This is a genomic window from Pyrobaculum neutrophilum V24Sta (genome assembly GCF_000019805.1).
Taxonomy (GTDB): Archaea; Thermoproteota; Thermoprotei; order Thermoproteales; family Thermoproteaceae; genus Pyrobaculum; species Pyrobaculum neutrophilum.
In genome coordinates this window covers 130,482-155,793 of the sequence record NC_010525.1, presented here as the reverse complement: position 1 = coordinate 155,793, position 25,312 = coordinate 130,482, and the positions used below count along the sequence as shown (strand labels likewise).

General features: G+C 61.4%; 32 protein-coding genes. 13 read left to right on the top strand and 19 right to left on the bottom strand.

Annotation, left to right across the window (positions count from 1 at the left end; translation table 11 throughout):
* The first annotated feature begins 6 nt into the window (after positions 1-6).
* Positions 7-360, top strand: a complete 354-nt coding sequence (locus TNEU_RS00875) for a NifB/NifX family molybdenum-iron cluster-binding protein (RefSeq protein WP_012349552.1) — start codon at positions 7-9, stop codon at positions 358-360.
* On the opposite strand, the gene TNEU_RS00870 is transcribed toward TNEU_RS00875, so the two are convergent.
* Positions 344-2,200: an aldehyde ferredoxin oxidoreductase N-terminal domain-containing protein gene (locus TNEU_RS00870; protein WP_012349551.1), complete on the bottom strand. Its 1,857-nt coding sequence runs from the start codon at positions 2,198-2,200 to the stop codon at positions 344-346. The two genes, TNEU_RS00875 and TNEU_RS00870, sit on opposite strands and share 17 nt — an antisense overlap.
* A gap of 83 nt (positions 2,201-2,283) precedes the next feature.
* On the opposite strand from TNEU_RS00870, the gene TNEU_RS00865 reads away from it, so the two are divergent.
* Together TNEU_RS00865 and rpiA are read left to right on the top strand one after the other, a co-directional pair.
* On the top strand, positions 2,284-2,667 hold the full coding sequence (locus TNEU_RS00865; protein WP_148682258.1) for a CBS domain-containing protein: 384 nt from the start codon (positions 2,284-2,286) through the stop codon (positions 2,665-2,667).
* A gap of 22 nt (positions 2,668-2,689) precedes the next feature.
* Positions 2,690-3,361 (top strand): ribose 5-phosphate isomerase A, encoded by a 672-nt coding sequence (gene rpiA / locus TNEU_RS00860; protein ID WP_012349549.1) that lies wholly within the window; start codon positions 2,690-2,692, stop codon positions 3,359-3,361.
* Between the two features lie 85 nt (positions 3,362-3,446).
* Here the strand turns inward: rpiA and TNEU_RS00855 are convergent, their stop codons facing one another.
* From TNEU_RS00855 to TNEU_RS00835, 5 genes are all read right to left on the bottom strand, one after another.
* Positions 3,447-4,151 (bottom strand): hypothetical protein, encoded by a 705-nt coding sequence (locus TNEU_RS00855; RefSeq protein WP_012349548.1) that lies wholly within the window; start codon positions 4,149-4,151, stop codon positions 3,447-3,449.
* Positions 4,152-4,164: 13 nt separating this feature from the next.
* The gene (locus TNEU_RS00850) at positions 4,165-5,019 is read right to left on the bottom strand and encodes a thiamine-phosphate kinase (protein ID WP_012349547.1); all 855 of its coding nucleotides are present in this window, start codon (positions 5,017-5,019) and stop codon (positions 4,165-4,167) included.
* Positions 5,020-5,352, bottom strand: a complete 333-nt coding sequence (locus TNEU_RS00845) for a hypothetical protein (RefSeq protein ID WP_012349546.1) — start codon at positions 5,350-5,352, stop codon at positions 5,020-5,022.
* Positions 5,353-5,835: 483 nt separating this feature from the next.
* Positions 5,836-6,246: a secondary thiamine-phosphate synthase enzyme YjbQ gene (locus tag TNEU_RS00840; protein WP_012349545.1), complete on the bottom strand. Its 411-nt coding sequence runs from the start codon at positions 6,244-6,246 to the stop codon at positions 5,836-5,838.
* 23 nt (positions 6,247-6,269) lie between these two features.
* A complete protein-coding gene (locus tag TNEU_RS00835; RefSeq protein WP_012349544.1) occupies positions 6,270-7,007 on the bottom strand; it encodes a DUF92 domain-containing protein in 738 nt (245 codons plus the stop codon).
* A 41-nt stretch (positions 7,008-7,048) separates the two neighbouring features.
* Here TNEU_RS00835 and TNEU_RS00830 point away from each other — a divergent pair, with 41 nt between their 5' ends.
* Together TNEU_RS00830 and TNEU_RS00825 are read left to right on the top strand one after the other, a co-directional pair.
* Positions 7,049-8,053, top strand: a complete 1,005-nt coding sequence (locus TNEU_RS00830; RefSeq protein WP_012349543.1) for a polyprenyl synthetase family protein — start codon at positions 7,049-7,051, stop codon at positions 8,051-8,053.
* Positions 8,053-8,769, top strand: coding sequence for an isopentenyl phosphate kinase (locus TNEU_RS00825; RefSeq protein WP_012349542.1), 717 nt, complete (start codon positions 8,053-8,055; stop codon positions 8,767-8,769). Before TNEU_RS00830 ends, TNEU_RS00825 begins: the two co-directional genes overlap by 1 nt.
* On the opposite strand, the gene TNEU_RS00820 is transcribed toward TNEU_RS00825, so the two are convergent.
* Together TNEU_RS00820 and TNEU_RS00815 are read right to left on the bottom strand one after the other, a co-directional pair.
* Positions 8,766-9,329, bottom strand: coding sequence for a hypothetical protein (locus TNEU_RS00820; protein ID WP_012349541.1), 564 nt, complete (start codon positions 9,327-9,329; stop codon positions 8,766-8,768). The two genes, TNEU_RS00825 and TNEU_RS00820, sit on opposite strands and share 4 nt — an antisense overlap.
* A gap of 30 nt (positions 9,330-9,359) precedes the next feature.
* A complete protein-coding gene (locus TNEU_RS00815) occupies positions 9,360-9,626 on the bottom strand; it encodes a hypothetical protein (protein ID WP_012349540.1) in 267 nt (88 codons plus the stop codon).
* 45 nt (positions 9,627-9,671) lie between these two features.
* Here TNEU_RS00815 and TNEU_RS00810 point away from each other — a divergent pair, with 45 nt between their 5' ends.
* The gene (locus TNEU_RS00810) at positions 9,672-10,196 is read left to right on the top strand and encodes a ZPR1 zinc finger domain-containing protein (RefSeq protein ID WP_012349539.1); all 525 of its coding nucleotides are present in this window, start codon (positions 9,672-9,674) and stop codon (positions 10,194-10,196) included.
* Here TNEU_RS00810 and TNEU_RS00805 read toward each other — a convergent pair.
* The 3 genes from TNEU_RS00805 to TNEU_RS00795 are packed head-to-tail and all read right to left on the bottom strand — an operon-like array spanning position 10,193 to position 12,456.
* On the bottom strand, positions 10,193-10,723 hold the full coding sequence (locus tag TNEU_RS00805; protein ID WP_012349538.1) for an HD domain-containing protein: 531 nt from the start codon (positions 10,721-10,723) through the stop codon (positions 10,193-10,195). The genes TNEU_RS00810 and TNEU_RS00805 overlap by 4 nt on opposite strands.
* Complete coding sequence (gene gatD / locus TNEU_RS00800) at positions 10,720-11,973, bottom strand: Glu-tRNA(Gln) amidotransferase subunit GatD (RefSeq protein WP_012349537.1); 1,254 nt, start codon at positions 11,971-11,973, stop codon at positions 10,720-10,722. Before gatD ends, TNEU_RS00805 begins: the two co-directional genes overlap by 4 nt.
* Before the next feature lie 39 nt (positions 11,974-12,012).
* The gene (locus TNEU_RS00795) at positions 12,013-12,456 is read right to left on the bottom strand and encodes a hypothetical protein (RefSeq protein ID WP_012349536.1); all 444 of its coding nucleotides are present in this window, start codon (positions 12,454-12,456) and stop codon (positions 12,013-12,015) included.
* Between the two features lie 171 nt (positions 12,457-12,627).
* Between TNEU_RS00795 and TNEU_RS00790 the strand changes: the two genes are divergently transcribed.
* A complete protein-coding gene (locus tag TNEU_RS00790; protein ID WP_012349535.1) occupies positions 12,628-14,082 on the top strand; it encodes an RtcB family protein in 1,455 nt (484 codons plus the stop codon).
* Here TNEU_RS00790 and TNEU_RS00785 read toward each other — a convergent pair.
* Both TNEU_RS00785 and hisB read right to left on the bottom strand, forming a co-directional pair.
* A complete protein-coding gene (locus tag TNEU_RS00785; RefSeq protein WP_012349534.1) occupies positions 14,072-14,764 on the bottom strand; it encodes a 1-(5-phosphoribosyl)-5-[(5-phosphoribosylamino)methylideneamino] imidazole-4-carboxamide isomerase in 693 nt (230 codons plus the stop codon). The two genes, TNEU_RS00790 and TNEU_RS00785, sit on opposite strands and share 11 nt — an antisense overlap.
* The gene (gene hisB / locus TNEU_RS00780) at positions 14,761-15,324 is read right to left on the bottom strand and encodes an imidazoleglycerol-phosphate dehydratase (protein WP_012349533.1); all 564 of its coding nucleotides are present in this window, start codon (positions 15,322-15,324) and stop codon (positions 14,761-14,763) included. Before hisB ends, TNEU_RS00785 begins: the two co-directional genes overlap by 4 nt.
* 45 nt (positions 15,325-15,369) lie before the next feature.
* Between hisB and hisF the strand changes: the two genes are divergently transcribed.
* From hisF to hisE, 3 genes are read left to right on the top strand one after another with little or no spacing between them, the layout of a single operon-like run.
* Positions 15,370-16,128, top strand: a complete 759-nt coding sequence (gene hisF / locus TNEU_RS00775; RefSeq protein ID WP_187146726.1) for an imidazole glycerol phosphate synthase subunit HisF — start codon at positions 15,370-15,372, stop codon at positions 16,126-16,128.
* Positions 16,125-17,234 (top strand): histidinol dehydrogenase, encoded by a 1,110-nt coding sequence (gene hisD, locus TNEU_RS00770; protein WP_012349531.1) that lies wholly within the window; start codon positions 16,125-16,127, stop codon positions 17,232-17,234. Before hisF ends, hisD begins: the two co-directional genes overlap by 4 nt.
* Positions 17,231-17,515: a phosphoribosyl-ATP diphosphatase gene (hisE, locus tag TNEU_RS00765; RefSeq protein WP_012349530.1), complete on the top strand. Its 285-nt coding sequence runs from the start codon at positions 17,231-17,233 to the stop codon at positions 17,513-17,515. Before hisD ends, hisE begins: the two co-directional genes overlap by 4 nt.
* Before the next feature lie 12 nt (positions 17,516-17,527).
* On the opposite strand, the gene hisG is transcribed toward hisE, so the two are convergent.
* Positions 17,528-18,376, bottom strand: a complete 849-nt coding sequence (gene hisG / locus TNEU_RS00760; protein WP_012349529.1) for an ATP phosphoribosyltransferase — start codon at positions 18,374-18,376, stop codon at positions 17,528-17,530.
* 38 nt (positions 18,377-18,414) lie between these two features.
* Positions 18,415-19,428 (bottom strand): pyridoxal phosphate-dependent aminotransferase, encoded by a 1,014-nt coding sequence (locus tag TNEU_RS00755; protein WP_148682257.1) that lies wholly within the window; start codon positions 19,426-19,428, stop codon positions 18,415-18,417.
* Positions 19,429-19,490: 62 nt separating this feature from the next.
* Here TNEU_RS00755 and hisI point away from each other — a divergent pair, with 62 nt between their 5' ends.
* Positions 19,491-19,865: a phosphoribosyl-AMP cyclohydrolase gene (gene hisI / locus TNEU_RS00750; protein ID WP_148682458.1), complete on the top strand. Its 375-nt coding sequence runs from the start codon at positions 19,491-19,493 to the stop codon at positions 19,863-19,865.
* On the opposite strand, the gene hisH is transcribed toward hisI, so the two are convergent.
* From hisH to TNEU_RS00735, 3 genes are read right to left on the bottom strand one after another with little or no spacing between them, the layout of a single operon-like run.
* The gene (gene hisH, locus TNEU_RS00745; RefSeq protein ID WP_012349526.1) at positions 19,866-20,441 is read right to left on the bottom strand and encodes an imidazole glycerol phosphate synthase subunit HisH; all 576 of its coding nucleotides are present in this window, start codon (positions 20,439-20,441) and stop codon (positions 19,866-19,868) included.
* A complete protein-coding gene (gene purB, locus TNEU_RS00740) occupies positions 20,432-21,643 on the bottom strand; it encodes an adenylosuccinate lyase (RefSeq protein WP_012349525.1) in 1,212 nt (403 codons plus the stop codon). Before purB ends, hisH begins: the two co-directional genes overlap by 10 nt.
* On the bottom strand, positions 21,640-22,638 hold the full coding sequence (locus tag TNEU_RS00735) for an adenylosuccinate synthetase (protein ID WP_012349524.1): 999 nt from the start codon (positions 22,636-22,638) through the stop codon (positions 21,640-21,642). Before TNEU_RS00735 ends, purB begins: the two co-directional genes overlap by 4 nt.
* A 118-nt stretch (positions 22,639-22,756) precedes the next feature.
* Between TNEU_RS00735 and TNEU_RS00730 the strand changes: the two genes are divergently transcribed.
* Both TNEU_RS00730 and tmk read left to right on the top strand, forming a co-directional pair.
* The gene (locus tag TNEU_RS00730; RefSeq protein ID WP_012349523.1) at positions 22,757-24,205 is read left to right on the top strand and encodes an NAD(P)/FAD-dependent oxidoreductase; all 1,449 of its coding nucleotides are present in this window, start codon (positions 22,757-22,759) and stop codon (positions 24,203-24,205) included.
* Between the two features lie 20 nt (positions 24,206-24,225).
* The gene (tmk, locus tag TNEU_RS00725; RefSeq protein ID WP_012349522.1) at positions 24,226-24,840 is read left to right on the top strand and encodes a dTMP kinase; all 615 of its coding nucleotides are present in this window, start codon (positions 24,226-24,228) and stop codon (positions 24,838-24,840) included.
* Here the strand turns inward: tmk and TNEU_RS00720 are convergent.
* Positions 24,790-25,287, bottom strand: coding sequence for a DNA replication complex GINS family protein (locus TNEU_RS00720; RefSeq protein ID WP_148682256.1), 498 nt, complete (start codon positions 25,285-25,287; stop codon positions 24,790-24,792). The genes tmk and TNEU_RS00720 overlap by 51 nt on opposite strands.
* Positions 25,288-25,312: the final 25 nt, after the last annotated feature.

Genomic DNA, 25,312 nt, shown 5'->3' with positions numbered 1-25,312 from the left:
GCCTTCATGAGGGTGTTGATCCCGGTGGAGGAAAACAAGGGGCTACAGTCCCCCATCTCGGACGAGTTTGGGGAGGCGCCGTTTTTCCTAGTGGTAGACGGCGATAGAGTTGAGGGCTATAAAAACGAGGAGGTGATCACGGGGCGTGGACACAGGTGGGAGGAGATCCTCAAGCTCAAGCCCGACGTTGTGGTCACCAGGGAGATAGGTAGGCCTGCCTTCTACGCCTTTAAGGCGAAGGGGGTCAAGATTTACCTAGCGGAGGGCGCCACCGTCGCCGAGGCGCTGGACAAGCTCAGGAGGGGCGAGCTTAGGGAGTTCCCGCCTGAGCTGGCCCACGAACCTAGGCACCGCCACTGACGAGCTTGTCCAGCGCCTCCTTGAACCTGATCCACCACTCGTAGTAGTCGTCGTAGTCCTGGAAGCTCCACTCCCTTGAGCCCAGCTCCCTCGCCAGCGTGGAGACGAGGTCCCTTGCCCTTTTGCTCTCCCAGGGCATGGGCTCGGCCCCCGCCAGCTTAGCGTACTGGGCGAAGCCTCTGTAGATCTCGGGGGTCGGGGGGTCGAGACCCACGAGCTTATACAGCTCTTTCAACACGGGCTCTGCCCACCCGCGGTGGAATCTACATATCCCGGCGTTGTCGATGTAGGCCTCGGCCACCGCCCTCTCGTAGGACGACTTCGCGAAGTCCTCAGGCGCCATGAAGGTGGGGTTGTAGTTGGTCCAGTAGCGGCCCTGTATATACATCGGCGCCACCAAGCCAGGCGCCCAGTAGAAGTTGGGGGTCATATAGCCCTCGGCGCCGTACGCCGCATATACCGCGAGGTCTCTAAATCTGTGCCCCGTGGCGAGGACCCTGTCGCGGAGTTTCTTCTCCAGCTCCCGCGCGGCTCTCCTGATTCCGTGCTTTGCGACGAGCGTTAGGACCTCCGTCGTGTTGTTTACGAGGTTTTCCAGGAGCTTCGCCGCCAGCCGCGCGTTTCTTCTGGAGTCCTCGGTGGGGTTGAAGCTCCGCGGGTCGAAGGCGGGCTTATCGTCTATGCCCACCTCCTCCGGCTTTAGAAGCCCTACGTAGACTGCGTCGAAGAGCCAGGCGATTAGGTGGCCGGCCTCTATGGCGTCTAGTCCAAGCCTGTCTACCATATCGACTAGGGGGACCGCCTCCTCGAATATGTAGTTGCCTATGAAGGGGCCGGCCGCGTGGAAGGACTCGTAGTCCACCTTCTTGCCGTGCCACACCTTTTTACAGACGACGGGGCAGGGCTCCCCGCAGTTGTACCAACTTTTCGATTTTTCAAACACCTCCCTCTGGAAGGGCCTCCAGAACAGCTCCAGGATTAAGTCGGCGTGTTTTATCCTCTCCTCCCTGGACATGTATATCGATTTGTAGCCGAAGAGGGGGAGGAGGTCGCGGTAGTGTACGTAGTTCACGCCGAAGGTCCCTCCCGTCCCCAGCTTCTGGTCGAATCTATATTTAACGGTTTTTTCGTTCACCACCTCTATGTAGCGTTTGCCGAATTTCTGGAGGAATATCCTGTCTATGGCCTCCCCGTCCGCTATCTGCCGGTAGAGCGGGGTTTTGGGGCCGCCTATGGCCAAGGCCGCCACGTTGTGCCCCTGGGCGAGGGCGGTCCCCGGGCCTCCTCTAGCGGCGAAGTCTTCGGCGCCGGGCTTGGGCTCCCCCGTCTTCGATAGATCCACAGACACCACGGCGCCGCTGTAGGTGGTGTAGGCGGCGGGCCCAACGGCGAGGGCTCTGGCGTCGTTTTGCACAAAGAAGTCTCTGTGTCTGGCGTAGAGCTGCTTTATGGTCTGGTACGCGTCTCCCGGCTCTACGTCGGCGAACTCGACCCGTCCAGCCGCCACGAGGATGGCCGTCGGCCTCTCGGCCTTCCCCACTATGGAGATGGCTTGTACAGAGGCCCCCATCGCCTTATAGGCGGCGCCGCCTAGAGCGGACACGTGTAGGGTCTTCGTCTGAGGGCTTTTGAAGACGAAGATCAGCCGGTGGACCCCGTACAGCCTCCCGCCGACGAAGGGCCCATAACCTATGACGACTGGACACTCGGGCGACAGCGGGTCTAGGCGCCAGGTCTCCCGTTCGCTATGTATGCGGAGGGCCGCCTCCAAGGGCCCCCCGGCGGCTACGCTCCTCCGCTGAGCTCTTTTCTTGCCCACGTCGATTTCGAGTACTTCCACGTCTCTGGAGGCGCCCCCCTATTTATTTGAGCGCCTGGGGGCCTTCATTTGTAAAATTTATAAGGATGCCTCCAGTGCGTACAGTGAGACTTAGGGAGCTCGTTAGGGATTCTGTGGTTTCTTGCTACGTGGACGAGCCCGTGGAGTGCGCCGTCGCAAAGATGTATGCGGCTAATGTGGGAAGCGTCGTGGTGCTTGAGAGAGATGGTAGACCGGCGGGGATAATAACGGAGCGCGACGTGGTGAGGCTGGTGGCGCAGGAGGTGGACTTGAGAACCCCTCTGGGCCAGGTGGCGCGGAGGGAGTTGGTCACAGCGTCGCCCGACGAGTCTGTGCTGTCTGCGGCTGTGAAGATGGTCGAGCACAACATACGGCATATGCCTGTGGTGGAGGGCGGCAGGGTGGTGGGCGTCATCAGCATTAGGGACGTGCTGAGGGCTCTCCTCACCAGCGAGGCTTTTCCTTAAATTCCCCGTTTTCCCCTCCGCCATGGGCAAGGCCTTGGTGGCGAGAGAGGCTGTGAAATACATTAAGAGCGGCATGGTGGTGGGGCTCGGCTCTGGCACAACCGCCCGCGAGTTCATCAAGGCGCTTGGGGAGCTGGGCCCTAGAGATGTGGCCCTCGTGGCCACGTCTGTCGACAGCGAGTTGCTCGCGGTGGAGGTGGGGCTTGGGGATAGGCTGAGGCCTCTTTGGGCTGTAGACCGCATAGACATCGCCGTCGACGGCGCCGACGAGGTGACGGAGGAAAAGATTCTGCTGAAGGGGAGGGGGGGCGCGTTGCTGAGGGAGAAGGTGGTGGACTACATGGCCGAGAGGTTTCTAGTTCTGATAGAGGAGCACAAGCTTGTGCAACATATACCGGCCCGCAACCCCATCCCAATAGAGGTCGTGCCTTGGGCATGGCGCAGCGTGGCTCGGGCCGTCGAGGCGAAATTCGGAGGCACGGCGAAGCTAAGGCAAGACGGCGCCAAGCTGGGCCCCGCCTTGACGGACAACGGCAACTACCTACTGGACTGGACCCCGCCGGGGCCTGTGGAGCCCTCCCTAGAGGAGGAGCTGAAGCTGATACCCGGGGTGGTGGAAAACGGCATATTTTCAAAACGGCGCGACGCAACGGTATTGGTGGCAAGAGGAGACGGCACGTTGAAGGTTCTCTAGCCCCCCATCCGCCGGCGCCGAGGTCGTATACTGTTTCTCTCGCGGCGGAGCTCCGCGTTATGTCCAGACCCCCCGCGGCGCCGCCTCAGCCGCCGTCGATGTAAACTTCGTAGTATATGTAGATCGATGGCGATGTGCTGTTGGTCGTCAGCGTGGCGAAGTGAGTTGCGGCGAATCTGGCGATTGGGCGGCCGGGTAGACATCTGTAGTCCGTCTTGTCCACCAGCGTGTACTCTCCGTGTAGATAGCCCGTGTAGGTGTGGTTTCCGGTGAGGTATCCATACACCGTCCCCGTCAAGACGGCGCCCGGCGGAACCAGAGGTTTCAACACGTCGTATACCGTGGAGTCCGTGAGGTCGAAAGAGGCGCTCTGGATCGCCTTGGCTGCGGCGATCAAGGCGGTGGGTCTTAGCCAGTCTATGCGCCCCGAGGCCTTTCTCCCCCGGAAGGACACCTCCCATGTCAAGTAGTCGCCCTCTAACTTGAGGCTGTAGTTTATCGTCTTGAGGAGGGTCTTCGCCCTCACCTCCTCCATGGCTTGTCTAAACAGCCGGCTGAGCTCCAGGTATTTGCTGGCGTTGAGGGCCGCCACGGCCTCGTCCGCCTTTGTCTCAGCCGCTATGCACATCGTGCGGTTCAGCTGAGACGCCAGCGACGTCCACTGGTCCAGCGTGAACTTGGCTACCCTGTAGGCCTCAAGCGTGCCCGAGTAGGCTTGTTCTACCACGAGCAACACGCCGGCGAGCGCCAAGAGGGCGAGAGCCGCTGTGGTGAAGTAGATCAGCCACACGTCAACTGGGTCTTTATGTCCTCCTGAAGTAGGACCAGCCCCTCCACCTGAGCTCTCTGTTTTCCCACACAACCCGCCCCTCTCCCTCGACCGCCTCCGCAAACTCAACATATGGCTCCCCAACGCCGCAGCCCCGCCTAACTGCGAACACGGGCAGAAACTCCTCGCCTCCGTTGAAGACCACCTCCCCCACCTCCACCCCCCTCTCCTCGGCCAGCTCCAGCACTTCCCGCGGCGCGGGGAGCCTCTTTACCACGATGTCTACGCCCTTAGCCATTGTCCACAACACGTCGCCTAGCCCATCCGACGAGTCCATGCTGGCTGTGACGCACTCTGGGGGTGGGAGGGGCCACAGCGGCTCAGGCCTTTTCAACATGGCGACTCCCCTCTCCACGGCGGGGTGCCGCTCCCCCCAGAACCTGTAGGCCAAGCCCGTGTAGCCGTAGGCGGGTATTGTGACGAGGACGTCCCCCGGCTTGGGCACGCGTCCAATCCTCGGGCCGGCCCTCCCCACTATCGCCACATCCACCACCACGTCTCCACCCTGGTTTAAGTCGCCTCCGACGTACCTCAGAGAGAGGCGCTCCGCCGCCTCCCTCACCCCCTCTATAACCTCCGCCGCCTCCTCCAGCCGGGGGGCTGTTACCGAAACCAACATGTAGAGGGGCTCCACGTATTTCACTCTGACATCGCTGTAGGCCGCCGCCACGTTTCTCCAGCCGAAGTCCCTCCAGGTCTGAAACGGCAACTTAGACGTCGCCGCCGCCGCGCCGTCTATCTTCAGGGCAAGTCCGTCGGCATATACGACGTCGTTTTCCTCAGCCCCCAGCCTCGCCAGCAACGACCTGAGGAACTCCTTCTCGTCCACCTACTCGGCCGTGATCTCCTCAAGCATTTTCAACGTGTCGGCGTCGCCGCCCCTCAGCTTCTGCCACAGCGGCGAATTCTTGCAGAGTATGTAGCGCGTCCTAGCCCTGGAGTCGTCCCTCTGCATCATGCCGGACTCCACCAACTTCTCCAGGATGTGTTTTACGAGAGTTAGAGCCACCGGGGCCGTCGTATCTACGCCCCCGAACTCCAGCACCTTCCTAGGCGTAAAAGAGACGCACGACCCCCTGGCCTCCCCCACTATCTTCTGCATGCCCAGGTGGACGGTCTTCAACACAGTCCTGAAGTCCGAGAGATTAAAACGATGATTCATGGTAGAACCTCACCCTAGAGAATTTAACCCCCACATACAGGTTACCACCATCGTAATATGTCCAGTCCTGTATAACGCCTGTATTCGACACAGACCTAGCAGACAGCCGCGCGTAGACCCGCCTAGGCAGAGACCTAACGAAGGCGAGGAAGCGGAGAAGGGCCACCAGGAAGGCCTAGGGGCTACTTCTGGTTATAAGGAAGGCGATGGATAAGGAAATTCCCGTGGCGAAAGTGAATAACGAGGGAGACCTCCTCCGCCTGCCCACGGAGTGGGTGGTGAGTGTCTCCGCCCCCGCTGCGGGTGGGGACGTCGCCGCTATCATTAACATCGAGAGGAGGGCACTCGAGGAGGGCCGCGTGCCGTCTGGCCCCATGCCCGGTGCCCCACGCCCGAGGCATCCGGATGCCTATGAGGGCGTGGGCGAGGAGAAAGTCCCTAGGCGCGACAGTCTAGTGACAGGCGAGAGACGGGCTACGCCATTTACTCGCCAATTACCACAACAACGACGTTTCTCCGACGCGGTCCGTCCATCTCTATCAACATAACCTCCTGCCAAGTCCCGCGCCTCAGCTCGCCCTCTACCACCGGCATCGTCAGGTGGAAGCCCAGGAATATGTTGGCGAGGTGGGCGTTGGCGTTGTTGTCTATCTCGTCGTGCCGGTACCCAGCGCCGCGGGGGAAGAGGGCCCTCAGCTTGTTCAAGATATCTTCCCTAAGCCTGGGCTCGTTCTCGTTAGCTGTGACAATAGCGGTGGCGTGTGGCACATATATCAACGCTATGCCGTTTTTCACGCCGCTTTTTCTAACCGCCTCCTCAACCCTATCGCTGATGACGACGATCTCCTCCCTCTGCCTCGTAGCCACTTGAAACTCCTCGACGTACACCCTCATGTCTAACCCACGGCTACCCGCTTTTAAGTTATGAGGTAGAGCAGCCCCACGGCGAAGCCGCTTACTAGGTTAACCGCCTCGTTCGTGAGAAAGCCCCTCCTTCTGCATCCAGCCGCCGGCTGCTCCGATATCCTGCCGCCGCATATATACTTCACCTGCAACGACGCCCCTAGGACGCTGTCTAGAAGCTCGCCGAGGTAGCCAAATAGGGCTATCTTCCAAAAGGGCTGCTGTATCCCCAGGAGAGGGGCCAGTGCCCCCATGGCGAGAGCGCCCGCCGCCGACGCCGCAACGCCTACAGGCGTCACGCCGCCCGACGTGCCGGGCTCCACCCGCCTCCACGGGGCTAGGATGTACCTAGGCGTTCCGCCATACGCCACCCCCACTTCGCTCGCCCACGTGTCGGCGGTAGCCGCCGCCACCGCCACCGCGGCGGCGCCGAGCAACCTCACATCTCCCGAGGCCAGGTAGGCCAGGGCGAAGGCCGCGATCGGCGCCCCAACTCCAAAAACCTGCCTCAGCGAGCGGCCGGACACGTCCTTGAGGCCTCTCTCCAGCTTCCACTCCGCCCGTAGCTTTGTGAGAAGCGAGGAGGTGAGGAAGAACGCCGCCGTTAGGCCGAAGAGGCCGAGGTGGGCAACGGCCACGGCTGTTCCTACGGCGATGGCCGAGACGGTGCCCCTGACGGTGAGGAAGCCCTTCCTCAGGGCCAAAAGGGCGAGGACGACGATGGATGGAACAGCCACTATCTGCGGCTCCATCGGCGACGCTACTGCATATATATTTATTGGTTTTCTACGCCATGGACGTCGTAACCAAGCTACACAAGAAATACGGCGCGGCGGTCGAAAAGGCGCTGGAGCGCTACCTCTCCATAGATTTAGCGCCGGATTTTAGGGAGGAGGTGCTGTACCAGGTTAAAACCGGCGGGAAAAGGCTGAGGCCCCTTCTGACCCTGGCGACGGCCGAGGCCGTCTCCGGCCGCTGGGAGCCGGCGGTGCCCGCAGCCGCCATCGTCGAGCTTATACACAACTACTCGCTCATATATGACGACATAATAGACAGGGGAGACGTGAGGAGGGGTCTCCCAACCGTGAGAAAGGCCTTTGGAGACAACGCGGCGATTTTAATAGGCATATGGTATAGGGAGGCCATCGAGGAGGCGGTGCTGGACACCCCAAAGCCTCTGGCCTTCGCGAAGGAGGTGGCGAAGGTCATAAAGGCGATCGACGAGGGCGAGAGGCTGGACATCCTCTTCGAATACGCCGGACGCGAGGACCCCTACTTCATAAAGGCGAGGAAGGCAGAGGTGACGCTGGAGGACTACATACACATGGTATCTCTCAAGACGGGGGCCTTAATCGCGGCGGCGGCCAAGTGGGGGGCTATGTCCGTAAGCGACGACGGGAAGCTCGCCGAGGAGGCTTGGAACTTCGGCTTGAAGGCCGGCGTGGCGTTCCAGATCATAGACGACGTGCTTGACATCTACGGCGACCCCAAGAAGTTCGGCAAAGAGATAGGGAAGGACATAAAGGAGCACAAGAGGGGGAACGCCGTCGTCGCTATCGCCCTCACGAGGCTCCAGCCCCAGGAGAGGAGGCGCCTACTCTCCATCCTCTCCAAGGCCGAGATCGCCGAGGAGGAAGTCAAGGAGGCCGTCGCGTTGATGGACTCGGTGAAGGCGAGAGAGGAGGCGCTCGCCCTTGCGGAGAGATACAGACGTGAGGCGGAACAACACCTTGCCGAAATCCCCAACAACGAGGCGCTGAGGGAGCTACTCGCCTTTATACTGGAGAGGCAGTACTGATGTATATCGTAAAATTCGGAGGCTCGGCCATCACCGATAAGACAAAGCCATATACCTACCTCAGGGGCAGGATATCGTCCATCGCCCCGGCTCTCCGCGGCGTACGCGCCGTCTTGATCCACGGCGCGGGGTCCTTCGCGCATCCACACGTAAAAGCCTACGGCTTAACTCCTCTGGGGATAGCCTACACAAAAGCCGCTCTTAAGCGCCTCACCTCCTACGTCATAGAGGAGCTGGCAGAGGCCAGCGTGCCTGCGATGCCGGTTGAGCCCAGCGACGTCTTCTGGGGAGGCGACGTGGTGCGGCTTGACCCGATTAGACACGCCCTAGACAACGGGATGTACCCCCTCCTCCACGGCGATATAGTTCCAGCAGACGCTGGCTATGTCGTAGTAAGCGGAGACGACATGGCAGCGGCGCTCTCCAAAACCCTTAAGCCAAACGCGGTCGTTTTCCTAATGGAGGCGGACGGGATCTACACGGCGCCCCCGGGAACCCCCGGCGCAGTGAAGATCCCAGTGCTGAAGAGCGCCGTAGACGTGGACGGGACCGCCGGGGTGGATGTGACCGGGGGGGTTAGGAAGAAGGTGGAGGCCGGGCTCGCCATCGCCGCGCTGGGGATCCCCGTCTACTACTGCTCCATAAGGGACAGAAAGGCGCTGGAGGAAGTGGTGTCCGGCGGAAGGCCGGAGAGCTGTACCGCCGTGGAGCCCTAGAAAAGCCTCACGCCGCTGGGCCGGCCGTTTTCTAGGGAGACTCTGGCGTAGCCGCTGATTGTGATCTTCAGCTGGTTCTGGACGCCGAGCAACCACGACTCTATCTTGCCGAAGTCTGTGGCTGAGTAGGTCAGCAACACCACGGGGTTTCTGCCGTCTGTGGGGAGCACAATGGCGAAATCCACGGGATCTATCGGCGTGTTGTACTGAAGCACCGGCAGTACGTAGACCGGCCGCTCCGCGGCGTCTAAGGCGATCTGCTGCGCCACTGCCTGCGGAATCTGAAGACCCGGCCTATACGGAACTATGTATACATAGGCGTTGCCGTACTGCGGAGGGCGCTCCGCCCTAGTCACATTGCCGTGGTAGAAGACGTAGGCCTGGCTAACCGACAACACGGCGGAGAAGTCCGTGGTTGGGGTGGGGCCTCCCCTGCCGAAAATCAACGGGCCTAGGCCCGTGGTGCCGAGTATGTAGCCGGTTTCTGCAAATATGAGGGCTAGGAGCGCTATTAGGAAGATCTTTCCGCGCCTCTTCCTCCTCTCGCCCTTATCCACCATGGCCCCCGCCGACGCCGAGCTATATAAATTTTAACAGTTGGCCAGGTAGCCCGGGTTTACGTATGTCACCCACATCACGAGGAGGTACAGGATAGTGAGGCCTACGCCCACCGCCTCAAGTTGCCTATACCACCTGCTCAACAACAACGAGCCGCCCGCCAGGGCTCCCAACATCGCGTAGAGCCACAGCGTTGAGCAAAACGGAGCCGCGTGGCCGAACAGGCTCCAAAGCCCGCTTAAGACAAGCGATACGAACACCACCACGGCAAGTCCCACCACGACGTCGAACCTATCCATGCGGGGCCCTAAGTCACGTTTTTAAATAGTTACCGGGTCGGTCGCGTGTCGGTTGTCTACAGCGGCGAGGTTACGTGCCCGGTCTGCGGGGCGAAGACCTTTAGATACGTCGAACTCCTCTACGAAACCCCCTTCTTCGGCAACGTGTTGATCCAAAGCGGGTACTGCTCCAGCTGCGGCTACCGCTACTTCGACGTAGATTACGCGGAGGTGGGGCGGCCGACCCGCGTCGTGTTTAAGCCTAGGGACGGCCTCGACGTGGCCAAGTCCCTCCTCATCCGTAGCAAGACCGGCACGGTATATTCGCCGGATCTCGGCTTCACCCTAGAGCCGGGCACCCACGGGGAGCCCGTAATCACGACGGTAGAGGGCTTTATGTACAAGGTTGTGGACTACGCGGAGAGGCTTAAGACGCTGGAGCCGGAAAACGCCGCAAGGGTGGACCAGTTCATCGAAACCGTCTACAGGAAGGTGGAGGAGGGCGGCTTCACCTTGATAGTGGAGGACCCCTTTGGCAAATCCTTCATACAGCCCTACAGGCCCGAAACCGTAGTCGTTGAATACGTCTAGGGCAATACGCCTCCGCAATACCTACCTACGTAGTAGTCCAGGATGTGGGCAAGCCCGTCGTAAGCCATAAGCTTCTTGTACAGCGCCTTCGCTAGATCGTCGGTTGGGTAGCCCAGCTGTTTATACCGGCAAGCCCTTATCAATGTGGCGAGCTTGTCTGCAAACGCCACTATCTTCCCCACGGTGTTTGTCTCGTACCTATACCACCGGAACAGCTCGGCCAGGTGGGGGAACTCCCTCTTGAAGATCTCCTCCTCCAGCTCCTCCCAGCGTAGCCTGTCCCGCACCTCCCGCCCCGGATGCCCCAACACGGCCTCGGCAAGGTCGTGAACAGCCGCGACCGCCAGAACCTCGGCCATGTTTATTTCGGCCCCCTCTGCGTTTAGCCTAGCCGCTATCTCCCCCGCCAGAAGGGTGACCAACAGCGAGTGGGCGCACACGCTCTCGGCGTCCCACGCGCCCCTCTGTAGCCACCCAACACGCGGCGTTTTACAGAGCGTATCCACCACCGCCAACAGGTCCGTCATAGTGTGCCGAAAGACGTGGGGTCCGACCTGGGGCTCATCTCGTAGGCGTATGGCGTCGTCAAAACCCGCGGGACCTCCTCCCTTTTGAAGTTGGCCAAGGCCCACGACATCTTTGCATACGCCGCCTCGGGGAGCATGTCCTCAAGGGGCACCACGCCGAGCGACAGCAGCTCTCTGCCCCTCCTATACACGTACAGGTTAACCCTGCCGTAGAGGGTCTGGCTGGCCATGGCCACCACCACGCCGGCGTCGACCAGGCGTTTCACAGAGGGCAACAGCTGCTCCCCCACGTGGCCGAAGCCCGTGCCCTCTATGACGACCCCCTTCACCCCCATCTCCAGAAGCACGTCCAACATCCTGGGGTGCATGCCTGGGAAGAACTTAACCAACGCCACCGCCTCCTCAAACCTGTCTGTGTACTCCAGAGCCCCCCTTTCTCTGTACTCCTCCGCGATTACCTTGAGGAGGTTCTGATCGACATGGTACTCGGCTAGGGGTAGGGCGTTGATGGACTGGAAGGCGTCGCGCCTAGAGGTGTGCATCTTCCTCACCCTTGTCCCCCTGTGTACCGCGATGACCCCATCTCCGCTTGCCTTATGCATCACCACGACCGACTCGGCAAACGGCGCTCTGGCGGCCGTGGCGATGGCGGCCTTCAGGTTGAGGACGGCATCTGTGGACGGCCGGTCGCTGGACCTCTGCGCCCCGACAAGCGCTATTGGCCCCGGCGCGCTTCTAAAAGCGAAGGCGAGCGCCGCTGCGGTGTAGTGCATCGTGTCTGTGCCGTGGAGCACCACCACTCCCCTCGCCCCCCTCCTGAAGGCCTCCCCCACCCTAGCCGCTATCTGCGACCAGACAGCCGGCGTCATATCCTCGCTGAACTTCGCCGCCACCTGCTCGGCAACCACGGGGGCGTCCAGCCCGCCCAGGATCTCGAATAGGTACTCCACGCTCATGGTGGGGTAGACCCCGCCGGTCACGTAGTCCACACGCGACAGTATCGTCCCGCCGGTGGCCAGCAACCACACCTTCTCCCCCTCCAGCTTCGGGATCTGCGGCGGCGCCGGCTGCCCGCCGGAGACCTCGCCCAGATCCACCATCTCCTTGATACGGCTCTTCCTAAGCCCCACGTTGTAGCCATTTCTCAGCTTGAGGACAACCACGTCGGGATCGCTGAACTGGGTCGGGGGGATCAAGACCCCCTCGAAAACATCCCCGTTTTCCAAAACCACCCTAACCCTCTTGTACATACAACGCCAAGTTCAGACGCCGCTATAAGCTTTCCGCGGCTACCCACCTGGGCAGACTCCCTCGCGGTCCACCACGGCAGGCGTGAAGAAGAAGCTGAAGCCCTGCCGCGTCGCCAACCTGCCCACCGGCAACTCCCCAGGTTGCACCGAGAGGCCGGGGAAGTACGCCTTTATGTAGCCGATCTCTCCCGCCGCAACCGCCCCCCTCTCAACGCCGTGGACATACGTTTTGACCTCGGCGGCCCATCTGCCGTTTAGCTCCACCCCCACCACCTCAAGAACGCCGGAGCCGCCGGTGGTGAAACATATCTTCACCTCGGAGCCGTTCCCCTTTGGGTAGACGTAGGCGTATGTTACGGCTATGTACATGTAGTGCAGAGATGCTTGTAGAGTCGTGTAGAGATACGAAGCGAGCGCCACAGCTATAGTTAATATCACGGCCATCAATATGGCAATCTGCAGACTCACCGCGGTCCCTCTCACGTCTACCTCAGCTCTTGTATTTAAATTCTGAGAGGGGCGATGCCCCGCCGGATTCACAGCGCGGCTCTCGGCCGCCCTCGCCGGCGTAGTCCCGGCTTGTCTCAACGCCGCGGCTTCTTTTAAGTTTTTCTCCTGCTAGAAACTTTATAAGTTCACAGCGTCTCCCGGCCTATGAGGAATATCCCCATTAACAAGGTAAGCGACTACGTCTGGGAGATTCCTCCCGGCGTGAAGCCCTGCCAGAAGGTGCCGGTCAGAATATACGCAGACAGCGCGCTCCTTGAGAAGATGAAGGCCGACCTCACCATCGAGCAAGGCATAAACGTGGGGTGTCTACCCGGGATCTACAAACACAGCATAATCCTGCCAGATGGCCACCAGGGCTACGGCTTCCCAATCGGCGGCGTCGCGGCGATAGACGCTGAGGAGGGCGTGATATCGCCGGGCGGCATAGGCTACGACATAAACTGCGGAGTGCGCGTCCTTAGGACAAACCTGACCGAGGAGGAGGTTAGGCCTAAGCTGAAGGAGCTCGTCGACACCATCTTTAGGCTTGTGCCGCCGGGCGTGGGAGGGACGGGCCACCTAAGGCTGTCCCCAGGGGAGTTCGAGAGGGTGTTGGCGGAGGGGGTGGAGTGGGCGGTGCAGAAGGGGTACGGCTGGGCCGAGGACATGGAGTATATAGAGGAGAGGGGCTCGTGGAAGCTGGCGGACCCCTCCAAGGTCAGCGAAAAGGCTAAGGCCAGGGGGAGGGACCAGTTGGGCACGCTGGGGTCCGGCAACCACTTCCTGGAGATACAGGTGGTCGACAAGATATTCGACGAGAAGATCGCGAAGACCTTCGGCATTGAGAGAGAGGGCCAGGTGGTGGTAATGATCCACACGGGGAGCCGCGGCTTCGGCCACCAGGTGGCGACCGACTACCTCCTAGTGATGGAGAGAAACATGAGGAGGTGGGGGCTGAATCTGCCGGATAGAGAGCTGGCGGCTGCGCCTCTTAAGGACAGGGTCGCCGAGGACTACATAAAGGCTATGGCGTCTGCGGCCAACTTCGCTTGGACAAACCGCCACATAATTATGCACTGGGTTAGGGAGGCCTTCAAGAAGGTTTTCGGCTCCATCGAGAAGGTTGGCCTCGAGATAGTCTACGACGTAGCGCACAACATAGCGAAGCTGGAGGAACACGTGGTAGACGACAAGGGGACGGTGAGGAAGGTGTGGGTGCACCGGAAGGGCGCCACGAGGGCCTTCCCGCCGGGTAGACAGGAGATCCCCGCCAAGTATAGACAGGTGGGGCAGCCCGTCTTAATACCGGGTAGCATGGGCACTGCGTCTTGGATACTGGTGGGCACCCCCGAGGCCATGAGGCTCACCTTCGGCACTGCGCCCCACGGCGCAGGCCGCGTCTTGAGCAGGGAGGCCGCCATCAGGATGTACCCGCCGCATAAGGTGCAGGAGGAGATGGCGAAGCGCGGCATCATCGTGAGGAGCGCGGAGACCGAGGTGATAAGCGAGGAGGCGCCGTGGGCCTACAAGGACGTGGACAGAGTGGTTGAGACGGCCCACCAGGTGGGCTTCGCGAAGAAGGTAGTTAGGCAGAGGCCCATCGGCGTGGTCAAGGGATAAAGCCGGCGCAGTTTTTCAGATCTCCCCTGTAGAGGGCGTAGCCGACGATAACGCCGTCGAAGCCCGCCTTCAGCGCCTTTTCCACATCCACGCAGCTGTTCACGCCGCCTGCGTAGTAGAGGCGGGCCGCGACGTCTCTCAGCTTCGCCAGATCCACCGGTAGCCTAAAGCCGGCCCCCGTCCCCTCCACGTCGACGGAGGTTATGACCAACGCTGCGAGGGGGCCGTGCGGCTTGATCGCCGCGGCTGCCTCCTCCGGCGTGGCGGCCGCCTTAGTCCAACCGTCTGTGACAACAAAGCCGCCTCTCACGTCCAGCGAAACCACGAGACGGCTTCTGTATCTAGCCGCAACCGAGGCGAAGAGAGAGGGGTTTTTAAACGGCATGGAGCCAACCACCGCGTATCTACAGAGAGAGAGAGCCCACTCCACAGCCTCCGCCGATCTGAGTCCGCCCCCCAGTTGGCACCGGCCGCCCAACTCGCGGGCGACCTTCTCCACAATGCTTGTGTTCACGGGGCGGCCGGCCTCGGCGCCGTCTAGGTCAACCACGTGGACTAGGTCAGCTCTGCTGAACCTACGCGCGAGCTCGAGGGGGTCCCCCACGAATATGTACTCCCCCCTCCTCCCCTGAACCCTCTTTACCGCTCTGCCGCCCTCTATATCGATGGAGGGGATGATCATCCCAACACCCCCTTCGTAGATAGGACGTCGCCTCTGGGGGACATGGCTTGTCTAAAGGCCAGTCCAAGCGCCTTGTGCGCCGCCTCCACCTTGTGGTGCGGGTCTACGCCGCGTGTATACACGTGTATGGTGGCCCTCGCCTCAGAGGCAAGCGTGCGGACCCAGTGTGGAAACATCCGCAGGGGGTAGCCCCCCACGTCGGCCGGCGGAAGCTTAGCCTTCACTACCCAGTACGCCCTGCCGCCCAGATCCACCGCCGCGAGTGCAAACGCGTCGTCCATGGGCACCGCCGCCCAGCCAAATCTCGCTATCCTCCCCCGGTCCCCCAGCATCTGATCCAGCGCTCTGCCCAGGGCGATTGCCACATCTTCGATGAGGTGGTGGCCGTCGTCCAGCCTCCTCTTTTCCCTAGCCTCCACCGTCCCGCCTAACCCGGCGTATAGGAGGAAGGTCTCCAGCATGTGTGTGAGAAATGGAATCGGCGTCTCAACCCGCGGCCTCTCTCCAGCCTTTAGGGACACGGCGACGTAGGTCTCCGCGGTCTCTCTGACGTAGGACATACCGCCCCTCGACACATATTTTTAAAAATGTATTATATAGGGCCGATGCCGGCCGTCAGAGTGATACCCTGCCTAGACATGGACGGGAGGGCTGGGGTGGTGGTGAAGGGCGTCAACTTCATGGGCATTAGGGAGGTGGGGGACCCCGTGGAGATGGCCGTTAGATACGAGGAGGAGGGCGCCGACGAAATCGCCGTTTTGGATATAACAGCTACGCCGGAGGGCAGAGGCACGTTTATAGATTCTGTGAGGAGGGTCGCCTCCTCCGTGACGATCCCTGTCCTCGTCGGCGGCGGCGTGAGGAGCCTGTCAGACGCAGAGGCTCTGTTTAAAGCGGGCGCCGACAAGGTCTCGGTGAACACAGCCGCCGTCAAAAACCCGCAGCTGGTGGCGGAGATGGCCAGGGAGTTCGGCTCTCAGTCCACCGTGGTGGCGATAGACGCCAAGCTCGTGGGCGGTAGATACGAGGTCTACGTCCGGGGGGGCCGCGACCCCACGGGCCTAGACGCCGTGGAGTGGGCGAAGAAGGTAGAGGAGCTGGGCGCCGGGGAGATACTGCTGACTTCTATAGATAGAGATGGGACAAAGCTGGGCTACGACGTCGAGCTCCTCAGGAGGGTCGCCCACTCCGTCAAGATCCCGGTGATCGCCTCGGGGGGAGCCGGCGAGCTCAAGCACTTCTACGAGGCCGTCGCCGCGGGGGCCGACGCGGTCTTGGCGGCAAGCCTCTTCCACTTTAGAGTTGTAGAGGTGGCGGAGGTCAAGCGCTACCTCGGCGGACTTGGGGTGGAGGTTAGGCTATGAGGCGCGTCCTCCCACGCGACGTGGTGAAGTCTGTGGAGGAGATAGTAGACGACGTGGCGGAGAGGGGGCTACAGGCGGCTCTGGAGTACTCAAGGCGCCTCGACGGCGTTGCTCCAGAGAGCGCCCTGCTGGAGCCCAGGCCCGGCGGAGACCCGGGCGTGGTGGCCGCGGCGCTGGAGGTGGCCAAATCCCTAGAGACGTTATACAGCAGGCTTAAGCCGCTCGAGGCTGTGGATTTCTACGGCGGCGTTCTCAGGTCTGTCTTCTGGAAGCCTGTGAGGTCGGTGGCTCTCTACGTCCCGGCCAGGTATGTGTCGACCCTCGTGATGCTTGCGGTCCCCGCGAGGGCGGCCGGCGTTGAGAAGATATACGTCGTCACCCCGCCCAAGGGCGCCACCGGCGAACTACTCGCAGTGGCGAAGGAGCTCGGCGTTGCCGGCGTGGTCCCCATCGGGGGCCCACACGGCCTTGCCTACTCCGTGTTTCACATGGGCGTAGACATGGTGGCGGGGCCCGGGGGGCTCTACGTCCAAGCGGCTAAGTACGTGCTGTCTCTACACGCGGGTATCGACGGAATTGAGGGGCCAACGGAGCTTGTGGTCTACGCGGAGGGGGTTCCGCCGGAGAAGGCGGTGGCCGGGGCGCTGGCGCAACTGGAGCACGGCCCCACCTCCTTCGCCTACCTAGTCTCTACAGACGCCGGACTGCTTGAGGCCGCCGCCGAGATATACAGGCGCGAGAGGACCTCCTCCATGGGACCTCTCGAGGTTAGAAAGGTCAACGACGTGGGGGAGGCGGTGAAGCTCATAGACTCGATAGCCCCCGAGCATCTCGAGGTGTGGGGCGCCAGGGAGGTGGCATACCGCGTGAGAAACGTGGGAGCCGTATCGGTGAATATGCCCAGCCCCTACCTCGACTACGCCGCCGGCATAAGCCACGTGTTGCCCACGGGGGGCTCCGCCAAATGGCGCGGGATAATTACGCCCGCTACCTTCATGAAGCCTATCGGCGTTGCGGAGGCGGTGGGGCGTCTAGAGCTTCTAGAGGCCGCCAGAAGGCTGGCGGAGTACGAAGGCTTTAGATACCACAGGCAGGCGTTGACATGAGTTGCGAGGTTCTTAGGAAGCTGGAGGAAGTCATAAGGAGGAGGATCGAGGAGAAGAACCCGGAGAGCTACACCTACCGCCTGTACTCCTCGGGGATGCATAACGTGGCGAGGAAAGTCGGCGAGGAGGCTGTGGAGGTGGCCGTCGCGGCGTTGGCTGAGGGCAAAGGCCGTGTTGTTGAGGAGGCGGCTGACCTGTTGTACCACCTCCTCGTCCTCCTCAACTCCACAGGCCTATCTCTTGCCGACGTTTGTGCCGAGTTGGAAAAGAGGATGCGCTGACGGAGCGACGTCTCAGCTTATCAACTTCTCTATGGAGGTGACCACTATGTCTTTAGCGCCTGCGTTTTTCAGCTTCATGACGAGGTCTGGGAGGACGTCCTCTGAGACTACGCTGAAGACCTCGTAGATGTCCCCCTTGGCCAACTTGGTGACGCTTGGGGCCTCCATGGCTGGGAGGACAGACAGCACGGCCTCCAGCCTCGCCGCGGGGACGTTCAAGAAGATCATCTTTTTGCCCTGAGCCGCGAAGTAGCCCTTTATGAAAGTCACAAGCTTCTTCGTCAGCTCGTGGCTTGTGTACTCAGGGTGGACGACGAGCCTCGCGGAGGTTTCTAAAACCGTCGCGATGGGCGTTAGGCCGTGTACCTCCAGCGTTGTGCCCGTCGCCATGACGTCTAAAATCGCGTCTGCGATGCCCAGCTGCGGGAGTACCTCCACCGAGCCGGTCACCTTCACCACTCTAACCCTTTTGCCGAGCTCGGCGAAGTAGTTGTAGGCGATGTTGACGAACTTCGTCGCAACCCTCGCGCCGGGGGGAAGCTCCTCCACCGACTTTATCCCACTTGACTTTGGCACAGCCACCACGAGCCTCCCCCTCCCGAACTCCAGATCTAGCGCCTCTACAACGTTGGACCCCGACTCGAGCACGTAGTCGTGTCCAGTAACGCCGGCCCACACCCTGCCGGATTCCACGAGGTATGGAATATCCTCCGGCCTCGCCTTTATGAGGTTGACGTCGGGCCACGAGGTGGGGAGCACCAGGGCTCTCTCGTCTGAGGCGAGCGGCTTTATGCCGACGGCCTCCAGCAACTTGAGCGTCGGCTCCTGTAGACGGCCCTTAGATGGAACGGCGAGGAGCATGGGGATCGCCAGCCATGTGGGCCACCTCAACTCCCTTTTTAACTTTTTAGCGCCTTCTCCAACGCCGGTACGAAGCGCTCCATCACCTCAAGCGGCGCCAGCGTAAAGCGTATACAAGATGGGCAGAGCGGCTTCCCCCCCAACACCCTCACCACGTAGCCCTCCCTCTCCAGAGCCGCCGCGGTCTGCTCGGCGTTGGGAGTTTTCACAGTTATGAAGTTGACCGGGCCGTGGTATTTGTCGAAGGCAACCCTGGGCAGTGTCCACTCCCTAACTCTAGCCATCTCCTGGATCGATCGTTCGACGTAGCCTCTGCCCCTCTCCAGGGCGTTCTCCACGACTCTTGCCGAGAAGGAGGAGATCGGGTGGGGCGGCGAAAGCGCCCTAAGCCTCTCCGCGGTTCTCTTGTGGGCGACGACGTAGCCCACCCTAAGCCCCGCGAGACCCCACGCCTTGGAGAAAGTCCTCACCTCGACGACGTTGCCGTATTCGTAGAGCCTAGGCGCCCAGTAGCCCGCGAACTCGGCGTATGCGCCGTCGAGGATTATCAGGCCGTTGAACCTAGCCGCCAGCTCCTCGACCTCCCTCACCACGTGGCCCGTGGGGTTGTTGGGGGAGCAGATATACGCCGTGGTGGCGCCCAGCTTGACCAACCCGTCCACATCCAACGCGAGGTCCTCCCCGTATGTGGCAACTAGAGGCCTTATGCCGATCTGCCGGGCGATCACGCGCGCCATCCCGTAGGTGGGCTCCACTATGGCCAACCTCCCGTCGATGTGCGCCGCCAGTTGCATCGCGAGTCTTAGGCCCTCATCGGCTCCGGCCGTAACCACCACGGATCCGCTGGGCAATCCGTGAAACGCCTCTATCCTCCCCGCAAGCCTCCTGTTGTTGGGGTCTGTGTAGTACCTCAGCTCCCAAGGCTCAACAGACGGCGTTATCTCCCTGTAGTAATCCTCGGGCAGAAACAAGTTCTCGTTGAAGTGTAGCCTAACTTTCCCGTAGCCCACGTCGGGCTCGTCGTAGGCGAAGTCAAACTCAGGCATCTGCATGGCCCCCCTTGGGCGTTATGCTAATAAATTTTCCAACCGCCCACGCCACCATGCCTCTGCCAGTGGAGCCTAGACCCCTTGCCTCACCCGAGGAGGCGTGGAGGGTGGCCAAGTCGCTCAACTACCGCCACATAGGGGGCACCGTCGTCGCTGTGGTTCAAGACGTGGAGACCAAGGACGTGTTGATGGTGGGATACATGGACCCTGTGGCCGTGGTCCTCACCTTGACCACCGGGATGGCACACTACTACTCGACCACCCGCAACAGGATCTGGCTCAAGGGCGAGACGAGCGGCCACTACCAGATAGTGAGGGAGTTTCGGACGGACTGCGACGGCGACGCCGTAGTTCTAAAGGTGGTCCAGATAGGGGTCGCCTGCCACCTGGGGACACGTAGCTGCTTCGAATCGCCGAACTCCCTCAGGATCAGGCTGTAGCTACCTCCGTGCCTCCTTCAGAAACCTCCTGATAAGCTCTATTCCAGACCTACCGCTCCTCTCGGGGTGGAACTGAAGGCCGAGGATGCCCCCGCGTAGGACCGCCGCAACGTATCTCCTCCCCAGCTCGACGTAGGCTACGTGTGATTCGTCGTTTTCATCCCACGGCACCCCATAGCTGTGCATGTAGTAGTAGTAGCCGTCTTCCACAAAGGGCTGGGGCCTCGCCGCCTTTGTGTAGCTCCAGCCTATGTGGGGCACCTTCCTCGCCTCGATCCTCCTCACGGCCCCCCTAAACACCGCCAAGCCGCGGCCGCCCCCCTCCTCGCTGGACTCAAAGAGGAGCTGCATGCCTAGGCATATCGCCAGCGTCGGCTTCTCCAACACGGCCTGGCGGAACTCGTGCACCAGCTTATACGCAACCTCGTAGGTTCCCACGCCTGGGAGCACCAAGGCGTCAACCCCGCCCGCCTCCTCCACGCTTTTTACAACCCTGGGCTCCGCCCCCGCCCTCCTCAGCGCATTTAAGACGCTACCCACGTTGCCGACTGTGTAATCTACGACGCCTACTTGCATAGCTCCAGCGAGAGGGCCTCCTCTATAAGTTTTTCAACGGGCCACCTCTCGAAGTCGTAGGTTATGTCCCTCACCTCCTTGGCCCTCCGGTAGGCCTCGTACCTCGGCATGCCCTCCCTCACCATCCTAATCATGTGGAACTCGGTGAGTATGTACGGGAGCGCCTTCTGGAGGTTCTCCTCGATCCTAGCCTCGTTTATCTCCACAGTCCGCAACACCCTAACGGAGCTGTCTAGGATCTCGTCCACCGCGAGTATAGCCTCGGGGATCCACACCCTCTCATTCGCCGAGTTGGTCAAATCGCGCTCATGCCAAAGCGCTACGTTCTCAAGCGCTACGTTCACAAGCGCTCTAACGTACCTAGCGAGGCTCACCACCCTCTCCGACGCGGTGGGGTTCGCCTTGTGGGGCATCGCGGAGGAGCCGCCTCCCCTCTCCACAACCTCGCCGATTTCAGGCCTAGACAGCTCGCGTATCTCGGTGGCTAAGCGCTCGAAAACCGCAGCCAACACCGCAAGCGCCGAGGCCAGCGCGGCGTAGCTCTCCCTCGGCGCTACCTGCGTCGTAATTACGTGGTAGGGCAGGCCCAGCCTCTCCGCAACCCTCCGCCTCACCTCGGGCCCCAGCTCCCCCCAGGCGGCCATGGTCCCCACGGCCCCGCCCACCTTAGCCCTAATCAGCTCCTCGGCCTGGGCGAGGGCTCTACACGCGATGTACAACTCGTAGTAGTAGTTGGCGAACTTGAAGCCGAGGGTTATGGGCTCCGCCCACTGGCCGTGGGTCCGCCCAACCATCACAAGGCCTTTATACCTCCTAGCGAGGCGCGCCAGCTCCTCGCCTGCGGCGTTTATCTTCTTCTTTATTATAGACAGAGCGCGGCGTATCAGGAGAGCCCACGCCGTGTCTATCACGTCGTTCGACGTAGCTCCGTAGTGGACATATCTACAGCCGCTCCTCTGCTCTAGGAGGATCACGAGGCTCAAGATGTCGTGTCCAACCTCCCTTTCGAGCCTGTAGACCTCCTCCGCGGCCACCTTAACCCCCTCCAGCCGCTGGCAACAGCCCCTCTCGGCGACCCCAAGCTCCTCCAGCGCACACGCCAAGGCCTTCTCCACCTCCACGTATGCGTCTACAAAGGCCTGGGGCGTAAACAGAGCTCTTACCTCGCCGCTTCCGTACCGCCAGTCGAAGGGCGAAATCACAGCCTCTCCCTCCTCAAGTCGACCATGTGGTGCGGCTCTGGGCCTGTGCCTATAAGCGTCACCGGCACCTTAAGCGCCTCCTCCAACTCCTCAATCCACCTACGCGCCTCGGGCGGCAGATCCCCCCAGCGCGTTTTGCCCGCCGCCTCCTTAAACAACACGTCTATCTTCGTGATGGCTATCTGCGTCGGCGTGTTGAGGAGAACCGCCCTCCTCGCCAACTCCAGATTAAACGGCGCCGCCCTCCTAGGCCTCCCCGTCACGGCCCCCCGCTCGGCCCAACCCCTCCTCTCGGCCTCCTCCGGCGGTAGCTCGCCCGGCAGAGGGCCGGAGCCGACCCGGGTGACGTAGGCCTTGAAGACGAGGACCACCTCGTCTACCGCCTTCGGCCCAACGCCGGCCTCGCTCAGGACCCCGCTTGCCGTGGCGTCTCTGCTGGTTACGTAGGGGTAGGTGCCGTGGTACAGGGAGAGGAAGGTGCCCTGGGTCCCCTCTATGACGACCCCCTCCCCCCTGTTTTCGTGGATCAAGGCGGGGACGTCTGCCAGATAGGGCTTGAGGACGTCGAACTCCTTGGCAAGCCTCAGCCTTCTGAGGACTCTATCCACCATGGCCGCCCCCACGCCCTGACCCGTGGATCCGACGACCTTCATGAGGTACTCGTCCCGCCTCTCCGCCTCCACGTGCCTATCCTCTATCACCCCCGTCTGGTAGTCGACGTATGTCCTCCCGCCTCCGTACTTCTCAACCTCGGTGAGGAAGACGTCTAGCTTTATCAACGCCCCCGGCGCCACCGCCAGCTTAGGCCGCCGGTTTATAAAACAGGTGGGCAACGTCCTCAACACCGCCGTCTGACCCCCGTACACCACAGTGTGTCCCGCGTTTGGCGCGCCGGTTCTAACGCACAACGCCGGGCTATCGGCTTGGGCCAGATACGCCACCACCTTGCCCTTCCCCGTATCGCCGAAGAACCCGTCTACCACAACGTAGAGCACGGCCCAGCCTCCCACCGAATTTAAAAAGATGTGCGCCCGCCGGCCTTCTGCCCGTGCGGCATGCGGTTGTACTTTTTACCGCGAACACTTTATATATGACGTATGTCGCTGGACAAAGGTGGTAACCCAGTACCTCTCCCGCCTCCGGACGCTGGATAGATACGTGGGCGACTACGACGTGGTGATAGTGGGGGCGGGCCCCGCGGGGCTTTTCGCCGCGCTTGAGCTGGCGAAGGCCGGGGGGTTAAGGACGGCGCTCATAGACGGCGGGTACAGAGCCTCCCAGAGGCACTGCCCCCTTCAAACCCCCCTGGAGAAGTGCACCTTCTGCGTCCCCTGCCATATCGTCTACGGGATCGGGGGCGCCGGGACCCTCAGCTCCGGCTTGATAAACCTCAGGCCCGACGTGGGGGGCGATCTGCACGAGCTGGTGGGAGACTGGGACAAGGCCATGGAGCTGATCAACTACGTCGATAAGACCTTCGTGGAGTTCGGAGCGCCGGGGAACGTCTACGAGCCGCAGATGGAGCTCATACAGAAGCTCTCAGCCCTGGCGGCTAGGGTAAACGCGAGGATTGTGCCCATCCGCCAGAGGCATATGGGGACAGACGGCTCGAGGGCCGTGGTGGAGAACATGACGCAGTACCTGGAGAAGTCGGGCGTGGCCGTGATGTACGCCACGTGGGCTCTAGACGTGGAGAAGGGTGGCAACGGCCTCTTCACCGTGAAGACCACCAGGGGGGTGCTCAACGCCAGAGCTGTCCTCCTGGCGCCTGGGCGCGGCGGCGCCGAGTGGCTGATATCCCAAATGAGGAAGCTCGGGGCGTCTCTGGACTTTGGGCCGATAGACATCGGGGTGAGGGTGGAGGTCCCCTACCACGTCATGAAGCCTCTGACAGACGCCGTCCACGACCCCAAGGTCATACTCTACACCTCGAAACATGACGACAAGGTGAGGACCTTCTGCACAAACCCCCGCGGCTTCGTTGTTAAGGAGGTGTATGCAGACGGCACCGTGGGGGTCAACGGGGAGACGTACCTCGAGAAGAAGAGCGAGAACACGAACTTCGCGTTTCTCGTCACGCTGAGGTTGACAGACCCCATGGAGGACACAATAGAATACGGCAAGTCGATCGCGAGGATAGCCACTAAGCTAGGCGGCGGAAAGCCGCTTATACAGCGGCTCTACGATCTTGAACGCGGGCAGAGGTCCACCTGGGATAGGATAAGGAGGTCGAGCATATCGCCGACGCTGAAGGACGTCACGCCCGGCGACATCTCGTTGGCGTTGCCCCACAGGGTTGTGGAGGACATCATCGAGGGTCTGAAGAAGCTCGACGAGCTGGCGCCCGGCGTGGCGAGCCCCCAGACGCTCATATATGCGCCCGAGATTAAGTACTACTCAGCGCGGCCTAAGGTGGATAAAAACCTCATGACGACGGTGCCTGGGCTTTTCGTGGCTGGAGACGGGGCGGGTCTCTCCAGAGGCATAAACGTCGCCGCCGCCACGGGCGTGCTGGCGGCGAGAGGCATCCTCGCCTACCTCGGCTGGGCGAAGACCGCTTAAATAGCCCCGGGTTCTACCCCGTGGCCTTCGTCGCCATCGAGGGCATCGACGGCTCCGGCAAAAGCACTGTGATCTCTCGGCTTGCGGAGATTTTGCCAAAGGTGTACACCACCAGGGAGCCCAGCGGCGGCCCCATCGGCAGGCTGATAAAGGAGTGGGCTCTGAGGGGCGGCACCGTGGATCCGCACGTCGACGCCCTCCTCTTCGCGGCGGATAGGATAGAGCACTACAGGCGGGAGGTGGAGCCCAAGGTGAGGGAGGGCTATATAGTAATCAGCGAGAGGTATGTAGAGTCCTCGATTGCCTACCAAGGGGCGGCCGGCGTCCCCCTGGAGTTTATAAAGTCCATAAACTCCCTCGTCCCTAGGCCGGACGTAACCGTGATCCTAGACGTGGAGCCCGAGGTGGCCATATCGCGGGTGAGACAAAGGGGGGCCCTGGAGAAGTACGAGCAGATGGCCTTCCTCAGGCGGGTTCGCGAGATCTACCTGGCGAGGGCTAGGGAGGAGGGCTACCCCGTGGTGGATGCGGCGAGGCCGCCGGAGGTGGTGGCGAGGGAGGTGGCCGAGATCGTCAAGAAGGCGCTAGATTATAGAAAGGGCGAAGGAGGTGACCGAGGCGTGTATAGAGGTTAACAACGCCCTCTCCTCCGCCGTGAGGCGGTCCAGGAAGCTCTGGTCGTTTATTATATCGGGTCTCGTCGCCACCAACACAGCGATCTTCCTAACCCGCTCGATCACCAGCTCTCTAACCTCCTGCACCAGCGTCCTCAGCGATTTGACGTCCCCGCGTTTGTTGAAGATGTACGCCGCCAGCTTAACCCTGGCGTAGAAGCCCTCCGGCAACTTGACCGGGTAGCTCTCCCTCTGCTCCACGTATTTCAGGGAGGTCACGTCCCGCGGCTGTATCGCCCCGCTTTCGTCTATCTCCACAGCCCCCATCTCGTCGAGCTTTAGGGCGAGGTAGAGGGGCACCTCGGCCTCTGTGCCAGCCTTGTGGGAGACCCCCAGCAGGGGGAGGTCCACGTCTTTCTTAAAAGCCACCCTGACTGGGTAAGACCCAACCACGCCGCCGTAGATCACGTAGAGATGGCTCAACAGGTTAAAA

What these genes read in the sequence shown, in the direction of transcription:
- hisH (WP_012349526.1), bottom strand. Translation starts at nt 20,441, where the DNA reads ATGCAAGTAGGCGTCGTAGATTACACAGTCGGCAACGTGGGTAGCGTC.
- TNEU_RS00835 (WP_012349544.1), bottom strand. Translation starts at nt 7,007, where the DNA reads ATGGAGCCGCAGATAGTGGCTGTTCCATCCATCGTCGTCCTCGCCCTT.
- TNEU_RS00845 (WP_012349546.1), bottom strand. Translation starts at nt 5,352, where the DNA reads ATGAATCATCGTTTTAATCTCTCGGACTTCAGGACTGTGTTGAAGACC.
- hisB (WP_012349533.1), bottom strand. Translation starts at nt 15,324, where the DNA reads ATGTCCTACGTCAGAGAGACCGCGGAGACCTACGTCGCCGTGTCCCTA.
- TNEU_RS00830 (WP_012349543.1), top strand. Translation starts at nt 7,049, where the DNA reads ATGGACGTCGTAACCAAGCTACACAAGAAATACGGCGCGGCGGTCGAA.
- gatD (WP_012349537.1), bottom strand. Translation starts at nt 11,973, where the DNA reads ATGTACAAGAGGGTTAGGGTGGTTTTGGAAAACGGGGATGTTTTCGAG.
- hisD (WP_012349531.1), top strand. Translation starts at nt 16,125, where the DNA reads ATGAGGCGCGTCCTCCCACGCGACGTGGTGAAGTCTGTGGAGGAGATA.
- TNEU_RS00820 (WP_012349541.1), bottom strand. Translation starts at nt 9,329, where the DNA reads ATGGTGGATAAGGGCGAGAGGAGGAAGAGGCGCGGAAAGATCTTCCTA.
- TNEU_RS00840 (WP_012349545.1), bottom strand. Translation starts at nt 6,246, where the DNA reads ATGAGGGTGTACGTCGAGGAGTTTCAAGTGGCTACGAGGCAGAGGGAG.
- TNEU_RS00825 (WP_012349542.1), top strand. Translation starts at nt 8,053, where the DNA reads ATGTATATCGTAAAATTCGGAGGCTCGGCCATCACCGATAAGACAAAG.
- TNEU_RS00755 (WP_148682257.1), bottom strand. Translation starts at nt 19,428, where the DNA reads ATGCAGATGCCTGAGTTTGACTTCGCCTACGACGAGCCCGACGTGGGC.
- TNEU_RS00790 (WP_012349535.1), top strand. Translation starts at nt 12,628, where the DNA reads ATGAGGAATATCCCCATTAACAAGGTAAGCGACTACGTCTGGGAGATT.
- hisE (WP_012349530.1), top strand. Translation starts at nt 17,231, where the DNA reads ATGAGTTGCGAGGTTCTTAGGAAGCTGGAGGAAGTCATAAGGAGGAGG.
- TNEU_RS00875 (WP_012349552.1), top strand. Translation starts at nt 7, where the DNA reads ATGAGGGTGTTGATCCCGGTGGAGGAAAACAAGGGGCTACAGTCCCCC.
- rpiA (WP_012349549.1), top strand. Translation starts at nt 2,690, where the DNA reads ATGGGCAAGGCCTTGGTGGCGAGAGAGGCTGTGAAATACATTAAGAGC.
- TNEU_RS00805 (WP_012349538.1), bottom strand. Translation starts at nt 10,723, where the DNA reads ATGACGGACCTGTTGGCGGTGGTGGATACGCTCTGTAAAACGCCGCGT.
- TNEU_RS00785 (WP_012349534.1), bottom strand. Translation starts at nt 14,764, where the DNA reads ATGATCATCCCCTCCATCGATATAGAGGGCGGCAGAGCGGTAAAGAGG.
- hisF (WP_187146726.1), top strand. Translation starts at nt 15,370, where the DNA reads ATGCCGGCCGTCAGAGTGATACCCTGCCTAGACATGGACGGGAGGGCT.
- hisG (WP_012349529.1), bottom strand. Translation starts at nt 18,376, where the DNA reads ATGCTCCTCGCCGTTCCATCTAAGGGCCGTCTACAGGAGCCGACGCTC.
- TNEU_RS00815 (WP_012349540.1), bottom strand. Translation starts at nt 9,626, where the DNA reads ATGGATAGGTTCGACGTCGTGGTGGGACTTGCCGTGGTGGTGTTCGTA.